This window comes from Methylobacterium gregans, from assembly GCF_022179245.1.
GTDB lineage: Bacteria > Pseudomonadota > Alphaproteobacteria > Rhizobiales > Beijerinckiaceae > Methylobacterium > Methylobacterium gregans.
Genome location: NZ_BPQM01000082.1, coordinates 1 through 17,114 on the forward strand (window position 1 = coordinate 1; position 17,114 = coordinate 17,114).

Here is a 17,114-nt window from a genome sequence, read left to right on the forward strand (position 1 = left end):
CGCGTCCAGCGCGACTTCTAAGCCTCTTGGCCCCGCCGTGTGAGCGCCCCGGCGCCCACACGGCCTCCGAAAGCTTCCAACTCGACATCAGCCCGACCGCAAGGTCGGGTTTTTTCGTTTCCAAGCTGAAGAACCGGCGCCCCGTACCGGAAAGCGGCCGGCTCATCCACGAACCGCATCGGGCGCGGGCGTCGCGGATGCTCCGGGGATGCGGCTCAGGCCGGGTCCCGCCGAATATTCCCCGGCGGGCCCCGGCGTGCCGAAAAACCTCAGTGACTGCTGCTGCCGTCACTGCTGCGCTGCATGCAGCGCCAACCCGCGAGGCAGTTCGCCTCGTCGGTCGTCGGCACGTAGACCGGCTCGCTCGATTCGCCGTTGACGTTGAGGCAAGCGCTGCCGTCGGCATGGACGATGTCGTAGGCGGTCTCGCTCGACGCCACGACGACGTCGCGTGCGCGCGCCACAGCCGTCTTCAGAGCCTGACAGGTGAGCCCGGGTGCATGGAGCCGCTCCTGTGCGGCGACCGGGCCGGCAAGGAGCGGGAGAAGGCAGGCGATGGAGACGAGGCGGCGCATGGTCTGGTTTCTCTGACGGCGATCCCGGCCGAGCCGGAGCATCCGGTATCAGCCACAGTTCAACCACGAATGGAAATCGCGCGCCCGTGACCACCCGTTCACCGCGGGCTCGGTCCACTCAGATCACCGGCAGGCCGAAGCCCTTGGCCTCCTCGCCGGGCTCGACATGGATGGTGACGACGGCGCCGGGAATATCGGCCTCCAGGGCCGCTTCAAGCCGGTCGCAGATCGCGTGCGCCTCGCGCACGCTCATCTCACCGGGCACGACGAGATGGAAATCGATGAAGGTCGCTTGCCCGGCCGAGCGGGTGCGCACGTCGTGCGCCTCCAGGGCGCCCGCACCGTGGCGCGAGATCAGGGCGCGGATCTCCGTGACCATCTCGGGCGGCGCGGCGCGGTCCATCAGCCCGTCGATCGACTCGCGCACCATGGTCCAGCCCGACCACAGGATGTTCAGCGCCACAAGGCCAGCCACGATGGGATCGAGGATGGGGTAGCCGGTGGCCAGCACCGCGCCGAGGCCCGCCAGCACGCCGATCGAGGTGACGACGTCCGCCAGCACGTGCCGCGCGTCGGCCACCAGGGCAGGGGAGCGCCACGCCCGCCCCCAGCGCAGCAGCGCGACCGCCCAGACCCCGTTGATCACGGTCGCCACCGCGTTGACCGCGAGACCCAGCACCGGAGCGTCGAGAGGCTTCGGCTCCAGGATGCCGAAATAGGCCTCCCGCAGGATCAGCAGGGCCGCCACCGCGATCAGGATGCCCTCGATCACCGCGGAAAAGAACTCGGCCTTGTGGTGGCCGTAGGGGTGCTCGGCATCGGCCGGGCGCCCGGCCACGTGCAGCGCCGCGAAGGCGCCGCAGGCCGCCACCACGTTGATGATGCTCTCCAGCGCGTCCGACCAGAGCGCGAGGCTGCCGGTGAGCCACCAGGCCAGGAACTTCAGGCCGGTGACGGCGAGGCCGACGCCGGCGCTCGCGAGCGCGGCCTTCTGGGTGCGGTTCATGCTGCGGGGTCCGGATGGGGTCCGGGGCGCATACGGGAGAGCGCGCCGCAAGGCCACGGCAAAGGTCTTAGCCGGGGCTATCGCGGCGCCTCATCCCGGTGTGGATGGCTCAGCACCGCCACGATGAAATCAGCCTTGGCGGCGCGGTAGGCGGCCATGGAGCGCCCGGCATGCGCGCGTTTCAGCGCGTTGTAGCGCTCGACCAGATCGGGCTCGGCCCGGAGACGGTCGCGGAAGCGCACAAACAGGTCGAACTCCGATCCGATCGCGACGAGTTGGATGCCGAGCGGCGGTTCTGCGGCCGCGTCGCAGAAGGCCGCGAAATCGGCTGTTCGGACAGACCCGGGATTGTCGGCGTAGCGCTGGGCCAGGATGGCCCGGCACGCGGCGAAGAGGTCAGAAGGAACCTGGACCGCGATGTCGAGGTCGCCCTTTCCGAGACAGCCGGGCTCGGCGGTCGCCCCGACATGCTCGATCGCGGCCTCGGCGGGCAGGCAGGCGCCAAGTTCCGCGCGGACGCAGGCGAAGAGCCGCCAGGCGGCGCGCGCCGCGAGCGCGGGGTCGGCGAGGCGCAGGATCTCGGGCTCAGCTGTCGTCCCGGGCGACATGCGCGCTCGCCGGATCCTGCGCCGCCGTCTCCGCCGGTTCGTTCCCGCGGGCTCTCTCGCGGGCGCGGCTGCGCTCGGCCTGGACCCGAGCCTGGGCGGCCTTGCGGAGGTAGCGCCGCCGCTGCCAGCCGAACCGGGCCTCCGCCGCCAACGCGTCGAGGCGGGCGGCCTCGCGCTCCCAGTAGCCGACGAGCTGGCCGTCGAGGGTGATCCGGGTTCTGCGCCCGGAAGGCGTCACCATGGCTTACTCCCTCAATCCCTCGGAGCCGACGGCTCGGCGGTCTCGGTGACCACCAGGGTGTCCGGATCATGGCGGAAACTGCCGGCCCCCGCCGCGGGCACCGGTAGGGCGGGCGTGCCGTAGGGCGCGCTCGGATGGGCCTGGGCGAACCTCGCCCGCGCCTCGCCAGCATCGGCGGCCTTCAGCGCCAGGGAGGGCATTCCCGGCAGCGGCCAGCGCGGATCGCGCCGGATCGCGCGGGCGCAGCAAGAACCAGGGCATGGGCAGCCTCCCATTCTCCGTCCCCAGCCGGGCGCGGCGGGGCCTCGGCGGAAACCGGGCCACGCCGCGCCGGTTCCGCTGCGCGGTTCGGGGAAATTGATTCGCGCGCGCATTCCGTGCAGGTGGCGCCCGATGCGTGTGGACCTGTTCGATTTCGACCTGCCCGAAGCGAGCATCGCGCTGCGCCCCGCGGAGCCGCGCGGCTCGGCGCGCCTGCTCGTGGTGGATCCGGCGACCGGCCTCGCCGACCGTCGGGTCGCCGACCTGCCGGGTCTCCTGCGCCCGGGCGACGCCCTCGTCTTCAACGACACACGGGTGATCCCGGCCCGCCTGCACGGGACGCGCCTGCGCCCCGGCGCCCCGGGCCAGCGCATGGAGGCGATGCTCCACCTGCGCGAGGCGCCGGACCGCTGGCGCGCCTTCGCGCGCCCCGCCAAGCGCCTCGCGGTCGGCGACCGGGTGCGCTTCGGCGCGGGGACGGACGCGGCCTGCGATCTCGCCGAGCTCGACGCCACCGTGGCGGCCAAGGGCGAGGGCGGCGAGATCGTGCTGCACTTCGACCTCGCGGGTCCGCACCTCGACGAGCGGATCGCCGCGCTCGGGATCCTGCCGCTGCCCCCCTACATCGCGGGCAAGCGCCCGGTCGATGCCCGGGACGCGGCCGATTACCAGACAGTCTATGCCCGTGAGCCCGGCGCGGTCGCGGCCCCGACCGCGGGCCTGCACGTCACGCAAGACCTGCTCGCGGCCCTGGACGCCGCCGGTCTCGAACGCCGCCACGTCACGCTGCATGTCGGTGCCGGCACCTTCCTGCCGGTCAAGGCGGAGGACACCGCTGAGCACCGCATGCACGCGGAGATCGGCCATCTCGACGCCGCCACGGCCGGCGCGCTCAACGCGGTCCGCGCGCGGGGCGGCCGGGTCGTCGCGGTCGGCACCACGGCGCTGCGCCTCCTGGAGAGCGCGGCCGACGCGGCCGGGCGCCTGCACCCCTTCGCCGGGTCGACCGAGATCTTCATCACCCCGGGCTACCGCTTCCGCGCGGTCGACGCCCTGATGACGAACTTCCACCTGCCGCGCTCGACCCTGTTCATGCTGGTCTCGGCCTTCTCGGGCCTCGACACCATGCGGGCGGCCTACAGTCACGCGATCGCGTCGGGCTACCGCTTCTACTCCTACGGCGATGCCAGCCTGCTCTTCCCGGCGGCCCGCACGGACACCCCATGACCGACCATCACCCCACGCCCGATTTCCGCTTCCGCGTCGACGCGACCGACGGGCAGGCCCGCACGGGCGCGATCACGATGCCGCGGGGCGTCGTCCGCACGCCGGCCTTCATGCCGGTCGGCACCGCCGCGACCGTGAAGGCGATGTACGCGGATCAGGTGCGCGAGCTGGGCGCCGACATCGTGCTCGGCAACACCTACCACCTGATGCTGCGCCCCGGGGCCGAGCGGATGGCCCGGCTCGGCGGCCTGCACCATTTCATGCGCTGGGACGGGCCGATCCTCACCGATTCCGGCGGCTTCCAGGTCATGTCGCTCTCCGCCCTCCGGAAGCTCGACGCGGACGGCGTCACCTTCCGGTCGCATATCGACGGCACGGCCCACCGCATGAGCCCGGAGCGCTCCATCGAGATCCAGGGGCTGCTCGGCTCCGACATCCAGATGCAGCTCGACGAGTGCGTGCGGCTGCCCGCTCCCCCGGAGGCCATCGAGAAGGCGATGCGCCTGTCGCTGCGCTGGGCCGAGCGCTGCCGCACCGCCTTCGGCGAGCAGCCCGGCAAGGCGATGTTCGGCATCGTGCAGGGCGGCGACGTGCCGGACCTGCGCGTCGCGAGCGCCCGGGCGCTGGTCGATCTCGACCTCAAGGGCTACGCCATCGGCGGCCTCGCGGTCGGCGAGCCGCAGGCGGTGATGCTCGCCATGATCGAGACGGTGGAGCCGCACCTGCCGGCACACAAGCCGCGCTACCTCATGGGCGTCGGCACGCCGGACGACCTCCTGCGCTCGGTCGAGCGCGGCGTCGACATGTTCGACTGCGTGATGCCGACCCGTGCGGGGCGCCACGGCCTCGCCTACACGCGCCACGGACGGATCAACCTGCGCAACGCCCGCCACGCCGAGGACACCCGGCCCCTCGACGAGGCCTCCGCCTGCCCGGCGGCGCGCGATTATTCCCGCGCCTACCTCCACCACCTCGTCCGCTCGGACGAGATCCTGGGGATGATGCTGCTGACCTGGAACAATCTCGCCTACTACCAGGATCTGATGGCGGGCATGCGGGCGGCGATCCGGGAAGGCCGGTTCCTGACCTTCGCCGCGGAGACCCGCGCCGGATGGGAGCGGGCGGAGGCTGCGGCCAAGTCCGGAGCCTGAGGCGGGCGACCGGCCCTGCAGGGCTCCGCCCAGCACCCGCGAAAGACCTCACGCCTTTCGAAACCGTGACATGACCTCAGGGGTGGGCGAGCACACGGTAGAAGCCGTCGGGCGCGTCGGTGCCCGTCTCGGCCGCGCGCTTCAACCCCGCCACGATCCTATCCGCCACCGGCAGGCGGTAGTGCAGGGCGTCCCAGTAGTTCGCGTCCTGCGTGGTGACAGGGGAGGGGATGCGAAAGTCGACGACCAGCGCCCCGCGCGCCCGGCCGATCTCGGCCACCCGGGCCTTGCAGGCCGTCTCGCGCCGGCCGGCCGGCGTGCCGGGCCGCCCCTGCGCCGCCTCATGGACTGGCATGAAGGCGATGACCCGCCGCGTCTCGGGTGGAAGCTCCGCGAGCAGCGCGTCGAGCTGGTCGAGCGCCGGCATCCCGCCCTCCGCCGGGTCTTCGGCGGCCGGCGACGCCGCGTCCGGATCGACGGCGGTGCCCGCTCGGATATGGGTTTGGGCACGGGCGAGATCGTAGGCCGCTTCCGGCGGTGTGAAGACCGCGTAGCCGTCCCCCCGGATGCGGGCGGGCGCGAGGTGCAGGGCGTGCAGCGCCACGCGCCCCGCCACCGTCAGTCCCTGCCAGCTTGCCTGATGGAGGATGCCGAGGGGCGTGCCGGGTGCGTAGAGCCAGTCCGGGAACGGGTGCTGGGTGCGGTCCGGCGGCGCGGCCGCGCACCACGTGGCGTCGAGGCCGAACAAGATCGCGCGGGGCCGCACCGCATTGAGGAACAGTCCGGCGAGGCGCCGCTGCTCGTCGGGGGTCGCCGCATTCACCGCGAGGTTGGCGAAGCGCCCGCCGAAGGCCGCCTCCAGCGCCTCCGGGTCGAGCAGGCGCGCGGTCGAGGTGCCGAACAGGGCGCCGTCGAAGGCGCCGCTACGCGCGATCTGCGGGTACATGAAGCGCTGGTTGCGATCCATGATCGGACCGGGCGCCCGTCCCGGCGCCGCCCGAAGTCCGAAGGGATCCAGGATCGCCACGAAAGTCACGGCAGAGAAGCCGAGGGCCAGCGCCGTCCCGCAGAAGGCCGCAGCGAAGCCGCGCCACGCATGAGCGGGTTCGGTACGGAGAGGATGGGGGTCCGGGGCTGCGCGGCTCATCGCACCGCCGCTGTCATCGAACCGTGGCGGCGCTGGGGCAAACAGCCCGGCCGACCCGCCTTCCCGGTTGACCCGCCCAGACCGCTCCCCTATTGCGGGCCACGCTTCATCCCCGCGACAGGCGGTGAGACGAATGCGAGCGCGTAGCTCAGCTGGTAGAGCAACGGACTTTTAATCTGTAGGTCCTGGGTTCGAGCCCCAGCGCGCTCACCAATTTCCTCCATGCCCTCGGTGGTGGCAAGCCGTTCTCCGGGAACGGTCTTCGGATCACGCGCGATGCTCGCTTGCTTCGCGGCCTGCCTGCGGCGTCTGCGTGATCTGGCGCTCCTGTGCCCGTCTTTGTGCAGCATGCTCGACCTCGTCGTGAAGGCTGTCCGCGCGCAGATGGCCGTAGACCACCTTCGGAGCGATGCTGCATCGCGCCGCGGCAGTACATCGGCATAGAGACATCAAAGCTGGATGTTTACTTTACAATGAGTCGTAAAAATCATAACCTTCCATCACTACACTCAAGTAAGAATGAATATTCCAAATAAGCCCGAAAAAGATATCCTATTCCTGGATCAAGTATTATATTCATTCGTTCACATTCCCTTCAGTGGACGCCGCGCGCCATCCGTGCTGAAAATCGGGCAGGTTTGGCGCCGCCATCCGGCAGAAAGTTCAGTCTATGAAATGGGTTCTCGCGATCGCAGTCATCGCCGTGCTGGCTTGGCTCGTCTTCACCTACAACGGGCTCGTCGCCTTGCGTCAGCGCACCGCACAGGCTTTCGGCGACATCGATGTGCAGCTCCGGCAGCGCCACGACCTCATCCCGAACCTCGTCGAAGCCGTCCGGGGCTACGCCGCGCATGAGCGGCAGACCCTCGAGGCCGTGGTCGCAGCGCGCAACGCGGCGATGGCGGCGCGCGACCCCGGCGAGACGATCCGGCGCGAGGATGCGCTCCAGGCGTCCCTCGGCCGCCTCATCGGCCTGAGCGAGGCCTATCCCGACCTCAAGGCCAGCACCACCTTCCAGGCACTCCAGGGCGAGCTGGCCGCGCTGGAGGACAAGCTGGCCGCGGCCCGACGCTTCTTCAACAACGCGGTGGCCGAGTACAATGCCGCGACCGCGGCGGTCCCGGCCGTGTTCTTCGCAGCGGCCCTCGGCCTCAGGCCCCAGCCCTTCTTCGACCTCGGCGCGGAGACACGAACGGCGCTCGAGACCCCACCGACCGTCAGGTTCTGACGCGCCTCGTTCGTGTCATGCTGCCCGCCTACGGCCTCTACACCCACATCCGCCGCAACGAGTTGCGCGCCCGCGCCCTCGTCATCGGCCTCTTCGCTCTCAACCTCGTGCTGGCCTATGCCGCCGCGCTCGTGATCCGCTCGGCGGGCACCGGCCTGCCCTTCGGCGCGGCGCCGAGCCTCGAGGCCTACCTGCGCGCCGCCCTGCACGACCTCCTGTGGCTGGGCCCGCTCGTGATCGCAGGTACGCTCCTCTGGCTCTTCGTCGCCTTCCGCACGCATCAGGCGATGATCGCGGGCGTCGTCGGCGCGCGCGCGGTCTCGGTGTTCGAGGCGCCGGACCTCCATCGCCAGCTCGAGGCGCTTTGCATCTCTCGCGGCATCGCCGTGCCGGCCCTGCAGATCGCGGACGATCCGGCTCTGAACGCCTATGCGACCGGCCTCAATCCCCAGCAATACGCGATCACCGTGACCTCGGGGCTGATGGCGGCACTGGAGCCGCGCGAGATGCAAGCGGTGCTGGCGCACGAGTTGACCCACATCCGCAACGACGACGTGCGCACGATGATGATCGCTGTGGCGATCGCAGGCATCCTCGCCTTCGCGGCCGACCACGCCTTCCGCTCCGCGTTGATGCGCGACCTCCCTGACGACCGCGGCGGACGCGGCCGGGCCGGCGCCCTGCCCGCGCAACTCATCGGCGTCGCGCTCGTCGTCGTCGCGTGGCTGCTCTCGCAGGCAATCCGCTTCGCCCTGTCCCGCACCCGGGAGTACGTGGCCGACGCGGGGGCGGTGGAGTTGACCAAGGACCCCGACGCCCTGATCTCGGCCCTCCTCAAGATTTCCGGCCGCGGCGACCTCGCTCGCGCGCCGTCCGGCCTGATGGAGCTCTGCGTCGATAACCCGCGCACGGGCTTCCTCGACCTTCTCGCGACGCATCCCCCGATCGAGGACCGGATCGACGCGATCGTGCGCTACGGGGGCGGGCGGCTTCCCTATCCCGCGCCCTGGCCGGCCTGAGCCGTCAGGGCACCCGCACCATCTCGAGCGGCTTGCCGCCATCGGTCTTGGCGTAGCTCTCCGGACCTGACGGTTCGAGACCGAGCGCGGTCTCGGGCTTGCCGTAGAGCATGAGCTTGAAGTCCTCGACGCGGGCGCCGTCGAGGCGCAGGCGCGCCACTGCGGGGTCGCAGGGCGCGCCGGTCTTCACGGTCAGCTCGGTCGCCTCGTCCTTCGGACCCTTGGAGACGGCGAGCGGACACAGCGGCGGCCCGCCGGGGCGTCGCAGCACCCAGGCGCCGACGAGCGCGGGGGCGTATGGCGCCCGCTCCACGCCGGCCGGCGCCCTGACCATGAAGTGGACGGGCGGCGTCTCGAAGCCGGTCTTCATGATCGTGGTTTCGTCCTCCCCGAACGCGAGCAGCGCCTTGCCGTCGCGGCCGAAGAGCCGGACGCCGGCGTCGTAGTTCCACGAGACCGCACGGCCGACCGCAGGTAGGCGTGTCGCGCATTCGGCAGCGGGTGTCGCATCCCAGTTCCGGCCCGTGCGCCGGGCCGTGAGCGCGATGCGGCAGCCCGGCTTGCCGTCGTCGGTTGCGACGAGCCATTCCCCGACGCTGTCCTTGATGTAGCTCGGGACCGGGGCCGCCCCGGCGTCGAAACCGAGCACGAGGCCGAGAGCGACCGGAAGCAGCCGACGCATGAGGGAACGCCTCAGTTCTGTTTGACGAGTTCGACCCGCCGATTCTTCGCACGGCCCTCCTCGGTATCGTTGCTCGCCAGCGGCGCGGCCATGCCGACGCCCTGCGGGGTCAGGCGCGCGGCGGAGATCCCCGCACCCTTGAGCGCGGCCACGACGGCCTGCGCCCGGCGCCGCGACAGGTCGAGGTTGTAATCGATCCCCGCCTGGTTGTCGGTGTGCCCGACCACCAGTACCTTGGTGGCCGGAGCGCCGCGCAGGAAGCTGACGAGTTCGGTGAGTTGGGCGCCACTCTCGGGCTTGATGTCGGCTTTCGCGGTATCGAACTGGATCGCGTACAGGGCGACCCGGCCCTCGCGATCGAGCCCCTCGCCCATGGCACTGGCCGCGACGGTCTCCATGCGCTGCTCGCGTGCCGCGGTCTCGACCGTGACGACGAGTGCGACAAGCCGCCCGACCCAGGCCTTGCAGTTCGATCCCGCCGAGACGTCACCGACGTTCCAGACGAGCACAGCGGCCTTGCCGTCCCCCTTCGGGAGGTCGAGCAGCGTGAAGCGCTGACCCGAGCGGTCTTCCTGCAGAACGCATTCCGTCCAGGGCCCGGCGATCATGTCGTAAGGGTAGAGCATATGGATCAGGCCGGTCTTGCTGCCGCCCGAACGCGCAGCGGTGACGCCGGAACCGCCACACTCGTCCCGGCTGCACTCGAACAACACGCTGCCACCGGCATCCTTCACGGTTTGCTGGTAACCGCGCACCACCTCGAGGGCGGAGCGGCCCTCCGGCAGGAGATAGCTCATCCGGGTGACCCGCCCTTCGACCGCCAGCGGCTCGGGCGGAAGGAAAAGATCGTTGTTGCGGGCGTCGACTTTGTCCGCGCGCCGCTCGAGCTTGGCGTTCGGCAGCGCGATCTCGTCGAAGGCGCTCGCCTTGCTCTCGAGAAGAAGGCCGCCGCCGTAGCGGGGCAGCGCGGACGCGTCGCGTGCCCCGGGGGCGTCGCCCGGCGGGATGGCACCGGCTTTGAGCGGCGGCGCGGGGGGCGGAGCCGAGCGCGTCTGTTGCGGTCCAGCCGCCATGAGAAGCGGAATGGCAATGCCTACGAGCACGCGCTTCATCAGGTCTCCCCTCAGGCAAGGCCGGAGATCCATTTGGATAAGCTGCGCCGAGAGTTTCGGCAAGGAAGAACTGCATCAATCGAAATTTATGACATATGTCTGCAATACAGAAGAGAATTTTATAACATCGACATGATACGCATTGAGATATCATAGATAAAGTCTGAAATTTATAAGTCTTAATTTTCTTATCTTGCACATCATATTGAACGGCTCAGACGCAATCATCTCCTGCAGCGCCGCGCGACGCGAGTCTTACTCGATCTCGTCCCTCTCGACGCGGAAGCGCACTGGTTCGAGACTGGCAACCTCTGCCCCAGGTCTCAGGTTCGAGCCGCAGCGCGCTTACCAAGGATATCGGCCGCCGAATGGACGAGGGTTCGGCCAGCCCTCAACCCCGAACTCAGTAGCGGATGGCTCCCGCCGCATGGTTCTCGAAGGGGAGTTGTGCGGTCGCCGCCATCGGGTCGTCAGGGCCGACATGCGCGAGGGCCAGCGCGAGCCCGCCGAGCGCGACGAGGCAGAGCAGGCTCAGCAGAGCGAAGGTCACCCGCTCCGGCCTGTGGCGATGTCCGTGGATGAGCACGCAACCGGCCGTGAAAGCGGCCGCCTCGACGACCGGTATGGCGACAGCCAGCGTCATGTCGGGCCTCCGCAGCGTCGTGCGTCCGGGCGATGAACGCTTCCGGTGCGCCATCATACCGCCTGCCGACCTGCGCCGCCACGGCGGCTGACGCGATCCGCGCGCGACCGCGTGGGGATCGAGGACCCGGACCGTCCCGCGGAGCATGGCGCAGCGCCCTCTCTAAGGCAGGATCACAAAACTGTGTCATGGCCCCGGGCCGAGCACGGATTACTTCTGCGGTCGCGTGACCCGATCACGTGACGCCCACCTTCGGCCTGCCGCAGCCTGGCTCGGCAGGCTTTTTCTTCGCGCGCCGCCGCGCCGCAAAGGGGTCCCCGGCCCCTCCCACAGCCCCGCCACACGAACGCGTGAGGTACGCCTGCTGGGCCTATGGTCGCGGCCGACCTCTGCCGTAGATTGCGAGATGGAATAAATCGCAGGAGGAAAACGTGCGGTCACCCGTTCTCGGCGCAGCCATGCTGCTGCTGCTTCCCGTCTCGGCCAATGCGCAGGACGCGGGCGATCCGGCCGCCGGCGAGAAGGCGTTCGCCCCCTGCAAGGCGTGCCACAATTTCGAGAAGAACGGCGTCGGCCCCGACCTGAAGGGTGTCGTCGGTCGCAAGGCCGGAACCTACGAGGGCTACAGCTACTCTGCGGCACTCAAGAACTCGGGCCTGACCTGGGACGAGGCCAACCTTCACGAGTGGCTGAAGGACCCCAAGGCCAAGGTGCCTGGCACGAAGATGATCTTCCAGGGCATCAAGGACGACAAGAAGGTCAACGACGTCATCGCCTACCTGAAGTCGAAGAGCTGAGGGCGGGACGGACGCCCCTCGTCGGCGGCGCGTCCGGAGAGGCCGCGCCGGCCCTCAGCCGGACGCGCCGCCGGGCTCCGTCAGGGCGCGCCGGACGGTCGAGCGCGCGGCCTCGATCGCCACCGTGGCGGCGCCGAGCATGCGCGGCTCGGTCGGTCGGTTGAGAGCGTGGCGCGCGATGCTGGCGGCGAGGTCGTCCACCTCGCCTGCCATTACCTCCAGCCGCTCGCGGTCCGTCTCGCGGCGCGCCTCCGAGCGGAGCGCGAGCAGGCGCTCCGTCGCCACCGCGATCCGCTCCCGGCGGATGCGGCCGAGGCGCTGCCGAAGCCAGGCGACCGTCGATCCGACGCCGCCGGCCAGGATGGCCACGAGGTAGATCCAGCTCTCGTAGCGCTCGATGAAGGTTTCCTGCTCGCGCTCGTAATAGTCGATTGCCCCTGGGTGGATCGGCAGGCGCGCGCTGGTGGCGTCCGCGGTGTCCTCGTAGCTCGGATGCGTGACGTCCTCGGCGGCCGGCACGGTCTCGGCCAGCGCCGCGCGCATCTCGAACAGGTGCTGCGTCACCTCGGCGGCCAGGCTGCGCGAGAGGTCGGCCCGCGCAACCAGACGGTAGGAGGAGCCGATCGTCGCGACGTCCTCGGCCGGCAGGCGGGGATTGCCGCCGAACAGGGCGGCCGGGACCGTGACGGGCTGCAGGCGCGGCCGGCGTGCCAGGACCGCGGCGGCGTCGGGCACCCCGACGAGCGTGACCGCGCCGTCCGCGCTCGCCTGTCGGACATGACCGATCAGCCGCCGCGCGGCCGGCGAAGTCGGGGTCGTCACCAGCACCAGGGCGTCGATGCGCCCTTCGCCGAGGGCCGCCGTGACGTCGGCCTCGGCCACCGGCACGAGCGCGACGGCGGTCTTCGGAACATCCGCCTCCGGCACTTCGGTCAGCGGCTCCAACCCGTAATGGGCGGCGAGGTCGCCCACCAGGGTCCTGTCCGCGGTCCGGCTCGCCAGGATGCCCAGGCGCCGGCCGGCGAGATCCGGGATGGCTCCGATGCCGGAGGCGGCCGGTGCGGCGACGAAGGCGGCGAGTTCCCGAAGGACCGCGAGGGACAGGCCGTTGCCCGGCATCGCCACGTCCGGCCGGATCACCGCCAGATCGGCCTTGCCGCTCCGGAGGGCCTCCGCACTCTCGCGCACCCCGTCGAAGGACAGGATCTGCAGCCGGATCCCGAGCTTGCGCCGGGCGAGTTCGTCCGCGTAGGCCCGCAGCAGGGCCGGCTCGGTGCCGCCGTTCGGCGCGACCGCGAGCGTCAGCGTCGTCGCGCGCGAGAACGAGAACAGCGCGACGGCGGCCACGACGAGAAGGGCCGCCAAGCCGAGGAGCCACGCCTCGCGCCCGCCCGGCAACACCACCTTGCGCACCCCCCGCCCTCCCTTCGCCCCAGACCGGCCGCGGCGCCCGGACGGACGACGCGGTGCCGACTTACGCGAGACCCGCGCAAAGGGATCCGAGATCCTAACGACACGCTCACGCGATCGGCCCCGCTTCCCGCTCGAACCCTAACGCCGCACGGCTCAGATTCGGTGCGCGCTCACGCGAGGAGCGCGCGAACCCCGGACACCCGATGTCGCCCCGTCGTTCAGCCACCGCCCCCGGCGGCCCCGTCCAACCCGATCGCGCCGCAGCGGCCGCGCAGTTCGTCGTCGGCCAGGACCCGGCGGGCCGCTGGCTCGCCATCGAGATCCACGGGCGCGCGGGCGGCCTGTTCCGGAGCCGGCAGGACGCCGTGGACTACGCCGAGGACGAGACGGGCCACCGTCCGGACGCCGTGTTCCTGTCGAGCGAGCACCTCGAACTGCGCCTGTGACCGCCGGGCCGGGAACGCGCTCCGCGGGTGAACCTCAGGGGTCCGACCCCGGCACCGGCGGCCGCGCGGCGCCCGTCGCGCGCGGGTCGAGGTCCAGCCCGTCGTCCGGCGCCCGCAGGCGGTAGCCGACGCCGGTCTCGGTGAGGAGGATGCGCGGGCGTTCCGGGTCGACCTCCAGCTTCTGCCGGAGCTGGCGCATGTAGACGCGCAGGTACTGGGGCTCGGAGGAGGCCGAGACCGCCTGCATGAGCTGCGCGTGGGTCAGCACCTTGCCGGCGTGCAGCACGAGCACGCGGAGGAAATCGTACTCGCGCGGCGTCAGCTTCACCGCGACGCCGTCGACCCTCACGACGCGCCGGACGAGATCGACCGAGAGACCGTCGACCCGGAAGACCGGGCGCTCCCCCTTCTGGGCGAGCTGGTGCCGCAAGGCGGCGCGCAGCCGCGCGAGCAGCTCGGCCATGCCGAAGGGCTTGGTGACGTAGTCGTCGGCACCGAGATCGAGGGCCTCGACCTTGCCGCCCTCGTCGTCGCGGCTCGACAGAACCACCACCGGCAGGCCGGGATGGCCCGCCCGTATGGCGCGCAGCAGGTCGTGCCCGCGCATGTCTGGCAGGCCGAGATCGAGGATGACGAGGTCCGGGCTCTGCCGGCCGAGGAGATCCAGGGCGGCCGCCGCGTTCGGCGCCTCCACGACGGCGTAGCCCTGGGTCGAGAGCCCCGTGCGCAGGAGCCTGCGGATTGGCGGCTCGTCGTCGATGACGAGGACGGTCGGGCTCATGCGGCGAGATCCCCTGGCACGGTTCGGGCCGGAACCGGGAGCGTCACGGTGAAGACCGCGCCCGGCCGGTCGCTCCGGTTGCCGGCCGTGACGGTGCCGCCCATCGCATCGACGAAGCCGCGCGCGATGGCGAGGCCGAGGCCGGTGCCCGCTCGGACCCGATCGCTCAGGCGCACCCGGTAGAACTTGTCGAAGACCCGCTCGAGCGCGTCCGCGGGCAGGCCGTCGCCCTCGTCCAAAACCGCGATGATCACGGCGCGTCCCTCGCGCCGGGCGCGGACCGTCACGGTCGTGCCCGCGGGGGCGTATTTGGCGGCGTTGTCGAGCAGGTTGACCAGCACCTGCTCGAACAGGACCGGGTCGAGCCGGAGCGCGGGCAGATCGGCCTCCATCTCGACCGAGACCCGGTGCGCGGAGAGCACCCGTTCGACCCGTCGCAAAGCGGTGTCGACGGTCTCGGCGACGTCCTGCGCCGAGAGGTTCGGGGCGACGGCGCCGGCCTCCAGGCGCGTCATGTCGAGCAGGTTTGCGATGAAGCGGTTGAGCCGCTCCGCCTCCTCGATGATGGTCGCCAGGAGGTCTGTCTTCGCCTCCGGGGGAAGCGCCGCGTCGAGGTCGCGCAACGTGCTGGCCGAGCCGAGCACCGAGGCCAGGGGCGTGCGCAGGTCGTGGCTGATCGAGGTGAGGAGCGCGCGGGCCAGGCGGTCGGTCTCGGCGGCACGCTCGGCCCGGTCGAGATCCTCGACGAGGCGCACCCGCTCGATCGCGAGCGCGCCCATGTCGGCGAGCGCGTCGAGCAGGCGCCGGCCTTCCGGCGTCAGGATCGGCCCCGTGCCGTCCGCGTCGAGGCCGATCACCCCGAGCGTGCCGCGCCCGGTGCGCATCGGCAGGAACAGCCGCCGGGCGCCGGGCAGCGTGTCGGCGCCGCGGCCGGCCGGGCGGTCGTTGTCGAAGGCCCATTGCGCCGCGGCGAGGTCGGCCTCCTCCAGCCTGTCCTCGGGCGGGTAGCCCGCCCGGACCGCGACGGCCTTGCCCTCCGGCAGCAGCAGCACGACCCGCACCCGCAGCATGGCCGCGACCTGCGCAGAGGTGGCCCAGAGCACGTCGTCGAGCGTCCCGCAGGCCGCGAGCTTGCGCGAGAAGCCGAACAGCCGCTCCGTCGACCGGGCGCGGCCCTGGGCGACCAGCGCCACTGCGCGCGCGCGGGCCGCGAGGTTCGAGACCAGAACCGCCACCACGGTGAAGAGCAGGAAGGCCGCGACGTTGGTCGGGTCGGCGATGGTGAAGGTGTAGACCGGGGGCAGGAAGAAGAAGTTGTAGGCGAGCGAGGACGCCAGCACCGCGGTGAGCGAGGGCCCGAGCCCCCACCGCACCGCCACCGCGACGACCGCGGTCAGCAGCATCAGGTCGGCGTTCTCGAGCCCGGTATAGGGCTGGGCCAGGATCGCCGCGCCGAGCCCGAGGCCGGCCACCAGCAGCGCCATGAGGTAGGGCCCGGCCTCGAACCTCCGCGGCGGCGCGGCGGTCGCCACCGGCCGGCGCGGCGGCGTCGCGGCCGGCGCGGCCTCGCCCGGCACCACGTGCACGCTGATATTGCCGCTGCGGCGCACGAGGTCGTGCACGACCGAGCCGTTCACGAGCTCGAACATCCACGAGCGCGTCGCCTTGCCGACTACGATGTGGTTGACGTTGGCGGACTGCGCGTAGGCGAGGATATCGTCGGCGGTGCGCCGTCCGCCCGGCAGGGTGACGGCGTCGCCGCCGAGCCGGTCGGCCAGCCGCAGGGCCTCGGCCACCCGGTCGCGGGCCGCCTCGCCGAGCCCGGCCGCGCGCGGTCCCTCGACGGAGAGCGCGGTCCAGGGCGCGTGCAGCCGGTCGGCGAGCCGCTTGGCGTAGCGCACGAGACCCGTCGCGCGCGGATCCTCGTTCACGCAGACCAGCACCCGCTCGCCGGCCGCCCAGGGGCCGGAGATCGCGTTGGCCCGCATGTGGCCGAGGAGCTCGTCGTCGACCCGGTCGGCGGTGCGCCGGAGCGCCAGCTCGCGCAGGGCCGTGAGGTTGCCCCGCGAGAAGTAGTGCCGCAGCGCCCGCTCGGCATTGGCCGGAACGTAGACCTTGCCCTCCGCGAGGCGCTGGATCAGGTCGTCCGGGTTGAGGTCGACGACCTCGATGTCGTCGGCCCGGTCGAGCACGCCGTCCGGCACGGTCTCGCGCACGCGGATGCGGGTGATCGCCGCCACCACGTCGTTCAGGCTCTCCACGTGCTGGATGTTGAGCGTGGTGAGCACGTCGATGCCGGCGTCGAGCAGTTCCTCCACGTCCTGGTAGCGTTTGGGGTGGCGCGAGCCCGGCGCGTTGGTGTGGGCGAGCTCGTCCACCAGGGCGAGCTGGGGCCGCCGGGCGAGCAGCGCGTCGAGGTCCATCTCCTCCAGGACCGTACCCCGGTAGGGCACCGCGCGGCGGGGGATCACCGCGAACCCGTCGAGCAGGGCCTGCGTCTCGGCACGGCCGTGGGTCTCGACGATCCCGACCACCACGTCCGCCCCCGCCCGCAGCCGGGCACGCCCGACGGTCAGCATCTCGTAGGTCTTGCCGACGCCGGGCGCGGCGCCGAGGAAGACCTTGAGCCGGCCACGCGAGCGCTCCTCCCGGCGCGCCGCCTTCAGGAGCGCGTCGGGCGAGGGGCGGTTCGGGTCGCGGCCGGCCTCCGGCATTTGGGCTCCTCGGGGCACCTGCGGGTGCCGGGGCACCTCTGGGGTGCCGTCACGGCATCGTCA

18 protein-coding genes and 1 tRNA gene are annotated in these 17,114 nt (G+C 71.3%); 7 read left to right on the forward strand and 12 right to left on the reverse strand.

What is annotated here, in order from left to right; genetic code table 11:
* Positions 1-269: 269 nt before the first annotated feature.
* The 5 genes from MFF54_RS16620 to MFF54_RS16640 form a co-directional block, all read right to left on the reverse strand.
* Positions 270-575, reverse strand: coding sequence for a hypothetical protein (locus MFF54_RS16620; RefSeq protein WP_238303954.1), 306 nt, complete (start codon positions 573-575; stop codon positions 270-272).
* A gap of 118 nt (positions 576-693) precedes the next feature.
* Positions 694-1,581 carry a cation diffusion facilitator family transporter gene (locus MFF54_RS16625; RefSeq protein ID WP_238303955.1) on the reverse strand — a complete coding sequence of 296 codons (888 nt, stop codon included), beginning with the start codon at positions 1,579-1,581 and terminating at the stop codon, positions 694-696.
* Positions 1,582-1,658: 77 nt separating this feature from the next.
* Positions 1,659-2,189 (reverse strand): GrpB family protein, encoded by a 531-nt coding sequence (locus MFF54_RS16630; RefSeq protein ID WP_238303956.1) that lies wholly within the window; start codon positions 2,187-2,189, stop codon positions 1,659-1,661.
* Positions 2,167-2,430, reverse strand: a complete 264-nt coding sequence (locus tag MFF54_RS16635) for a hypothetical protein (RefSeq protein ID WP_238303957.1) — start codon at positions 2,428-2,430, stop codon at positions 2,167-2,169. The genes MFF54_RS16630 and MFF54_RS16635 overlap by 23 nt, the downstream gene beginning before the upstream one ends.
* A gap of 11 nt (positions 2,431-2,441) precedes the next feature.
* Positions 2,442-2,630 carry a hypothetical protein gene (locus MFF54_RS16640; RefSeq protein WP_238303958.1) on the reverse strand — a complete coding sequence of 63 codons (189 nt, stop codon included), beginning with the start codon at positions 2,628-2,630 and terminating at the stop codon, positions 2,442-2,444.
* 193 nt (positions 2,631-2,823) lie between these two features.
* Here MFF54_RS16640 and queA point away from each other — a divergent pair, with 193 nt between their 5' ends.
* Positions 2,824-3,918: a tRNA preQ1(34) S-adenosylmethionine ribosyltransferase-isomerase QueA gene (gene queA / locus MFF54_RS16645; RefSeq protein ID WP_238303959.1), complete on the forward strand. Its 1,095-nt coding sequence runs from the start codon at positions 2,824-2,826 to the stop codon at positions 3,916-3,918.
* On the forward strand, positions 3,915-5,069 hold the full coding sequence (gene tgt, locus MFF54_RS16650; protein ID WP_238303960.1) for a tRNA guanosine(34) transglycosylase Tgt: 1,155 nt from the start codon (positions 3,915-3,917) through the stop codon (positions 5,067-5,069). The genes queA and tgt overlap by 4 nt, the downstream gene beginning before the upstream one ends.
* Positions 5,070-5,145: 76 nt before the next feature.
* Here the strand turns inward: tgt and MFF54_RS16655 are convergent, their stop codons facing one another.
* Positions 5,146-6,216 (reverse strand): hypothetical protein, encoded by a 1,071-nt coding sequence (locus tag MFF54_RS16655; protein WP_238303961.1) that lies wholly within the window; start codon positions 6,214-6,216, stop codon positions 5,146-5,148.
* A gap of 137 nt (positions 6,217-6,353) precedes the next feature.
* Here MFF54_RS16655 and MFF54_RS16660 point away from each other — a divergent pair.
* The 3 genes from MFF54_RS16660 (at position 6,354) to MFF54_RS16670 (ending at position 8,463) form a co-directional block, all read left to right on the forward strand.
* Positions 6,354-6,429, forward strand: a tRNA-Lys gene (locus MFF54_RS16660).
* Between the two features lie 457 nt (positions 6,430-6,886).
* The gene (locus MFF54_RS16665; RefSeq protein ID WP_238303962.1) at positions 6,887-7,444 is read left to right on the forward strand and encodes a LemA family protein; all 558 of its coding nucleotides are present in this window, start codon (positions 6,887-6,889) and stop codon (positions 7,442-7,444) included.
* A gap of 17 nt (positions 7,445-7,461) precedes the next feature.
* Positions 7,462-8,463: a M48 family metallopeptidase gene (locus tag MFF54_RS16670; protein ID WP_238303963.1), complete on the forward strand. Its 1,002-nt coding sequence runs from the start codon at positions 7,462-7,464 to the stop codon at positions 8,461-8,463.
* A gap of 4 nt (positions 8,464-8,467) precedes the next feature.
* Here the strand turns inward: MFF54_RS16670 and MFF54_RS16675 are convergent, their stop codons facing one another.
* The 3 genes from MFF54_RS16675 to MFF54_RS16685 form a co-directional block, all read right to left on the reverse strand.
* Entirely contained in the window at positions 8,468-9,145 is a 678-nt protein-coding gene (locus tag MFF54_RS16675) for an AprI/Inh family metalloprotease inhibitor (RefSeq protein WP_238303964.1), read from the reverse strand.
* 11 nt (positions 9,146-9,156) lie between these two features.
* Positions 9,157-10,257 (reverse strand): OmpA family protein, encoded by a 1,101-nt coding sequence (locus tag MFF54_RS16680; protein WP_238303965.1) that lies wholly within the window; start codon positions 10,255-10,257, stop codon positions 9,157-9,159.
* Positions 10,258-10,660: 403 nt separating this feature from the next.
* Entirely contained in the window at positions 10,661-10,900 is a 240-nt protein-coding gene (locus tag MFF54_RS16685; protein ID WP_238303966.1) for a hypothetical protein, read from the reverse strand.
* Between the two features lie 431 nt (positions 10,901-11,331).
* On the opposite strand from MFF54_RS16685, the gene MFF54_RS16690 reads away from it, so the two are divergent.
* Positions 11,332-11,697: a c-type cytochrome gene (locus tag MFF54_RS16690; protein WP_238303967.1), complete on the forward strand. Its 366-nt coding sequence runs from the start codon at positions 11,332-11,334 to the stop codon at positions 11,695-11,697.
* A 54-nt stretch (positions 11,698-11,751) separates the two neighbouring features.
* On the opposite strand, the gene MFF54_RS16695 is transcribed toward MFF54_RS16690, so the two are convergent.
* Positions 11,752-13,110 (reverse strand): TAXI family TRAP transporter solute-binding subunit, encoded by a 1,359-nt coding sequence (locus tag MFF54_RS16695; RefSeq protein ID WP_238303968.1) that lies wholly within the window; start codon positions 13,108-13,110, stop codon positions 11,752-11,754.
* 203 nt (positions 13,111-13,313) lie between these two features.
* Between MFF54_RS16695 and MFF54_RS16700 the strand changes: the two genes are divergently transcribed.
* The gene (locus MFF54_RS16700) at positions 13,314-13,556 is read left to right on the forward strand and encodes a hypothetical protein (RefSeq protein WP_238303969.1); all 243 of its coding nucleotides are present in this window, start codon (positions 13,314-13,316) and stop codon (positions 13,554-13,556) included.
* Between the two features lie 34 nt (positions 13,557-13,590).
* Here the strand turns inward: MFF54_RS16700 and MFF54_RS16705 are convergent, their stop codons facing one another.
* Positions 13,591-14,337 (reverse strand): response regulator transcription factor, encoded by a 747-nt coding sequence (locus tag MFF54_RS16705; protein ID WP_238303970.1) that lies wholly within the window; start codon positions 14,335-14,337, stop codon positions 13,591-13,593.
* Entirely contained in the window at positions 14,334-17,051 is a 2,718-nt protein-coding gene (locus MFF54_RS16710; RefSeq protein ID WP_238303971.1) for an ATP-binding protein, read from the reverse strand. The genes MFF54_RS16705 and MFF54_RS16710 overlap by 4 nt, the downstream gene beginning before the upstream one ends.
* Positions 17,052-17,114 lie beyond the last annotated feature (63 nt).

Coding starts and splice junctions, on each gene's coding strand:
- MFF54_RS16630 (WP_238303956.1), bottom strand. CDS start 2,189: ATGTCGCCCGGGACGACAGCTGAGCCCGAGATCCTGCGCCTCGCCGAC.
- MFF54_RS16655 (WP_238303961.1), bottom strand. CDS start 6,216: ATGAGCCGCGCAGCCCCGGACCCCCATCCTCTCCGTACCGAACCCGCT.
- queA (WP_238303959.1), top strand. CDS start 2,824: ATGCGTGTGGACCTGTTCGATTTCGACCTGCCCGAAGCGAGCATCGCG.
- MFF54_RS16705 (WP_238303970.1), bottom strand. CDS start 14,337: ATGAGCCCGACCGTCCTCGTCATCGACGACGAGCCGCCAATCCGCAGG.
- MFF54_RS16685 (WP_238303966.1), bottom strand. CDS start 10,900: ATGACGCTGGCTGTCGCCATACCGGTCGTCGAGGCGGCCGCTTTCACG.
- MFF54_RS16710 (WP_238303971.1), bottom strand. CDS start 17,051: ATGCCGGAGGCCGGCCGCGACCCGAACCGCCCCTCGCCCGACGCGCTC.
- MFF54_RS16675 (WP_238303964.1), bottom strand. CDS start 9,145: ATGCGTCGGCTGCTTCCGGTCGCTCTCGGCCTCGTGCTCGGTTTCGAC.
- MFF54_RS16635 (WP_238303957.1), bottom strand. CDS start 2,430: ATGGTGACGCCTTCCGGGCGCAGAACCCGGATCACCCTCGACGGCCAG.
- MFF54_RS16640 (WP_238303958.1), bottom strand. CDS start 2,630: ATGCCCTCCCTGGCGCTGAAGGCCGCCGATGCTGGCGAGGCGCGGGCG.
- MFF54_RS16700 (WP_238303969.1), top strand. CDS start 13,314: ATGTCGCCCCGTCGTTCAGCCACCGCCCCCGGCGGCCCCGTCCAACCC.
- MFF54_RS16620 (WP_238303954.1), bottom strand. CDS start 575: ATGCGCCGCCTCGTCTCCATCGCCTGCCTTCTCCCGCTCCTTGCCGGC.
- MFF54_RS16680 (WP_238303965.1), bottom strand. CDS start 10,257: ATGAAGCGCGTGCTCGTAGGCATTGCCATTCCGCTTCTCATGGCGGCT.
- MFF54_RS16670 (WP_238303963.1), top strand. CDS start 7,462: ATGCTGCCCGCCTACGGCCTCTACACCCACATCCGCCGCAACGAGTTG.
- MFF54_RS16665 (WP_238303962.1), top strand. CDS start 6,887: ATGAAATGGGTTCTCGCGATCGCAGTCATCGCCGTGCTGGCTTGGCTC.
- MFF54_RS16625 (WP_238303955.1), bottom strand. CDS start 1,581: ATGAACCGCACCCAGAAGGCCGCGCTCGCGAGCGCCGGCGTCGGCCTC.
- tgt (WP_238303960.1), top strand. CDS start 3,915: ATGACCGACCATCACCCCACGCCCGATTTCCGCTTCCGCGTCGACGCG.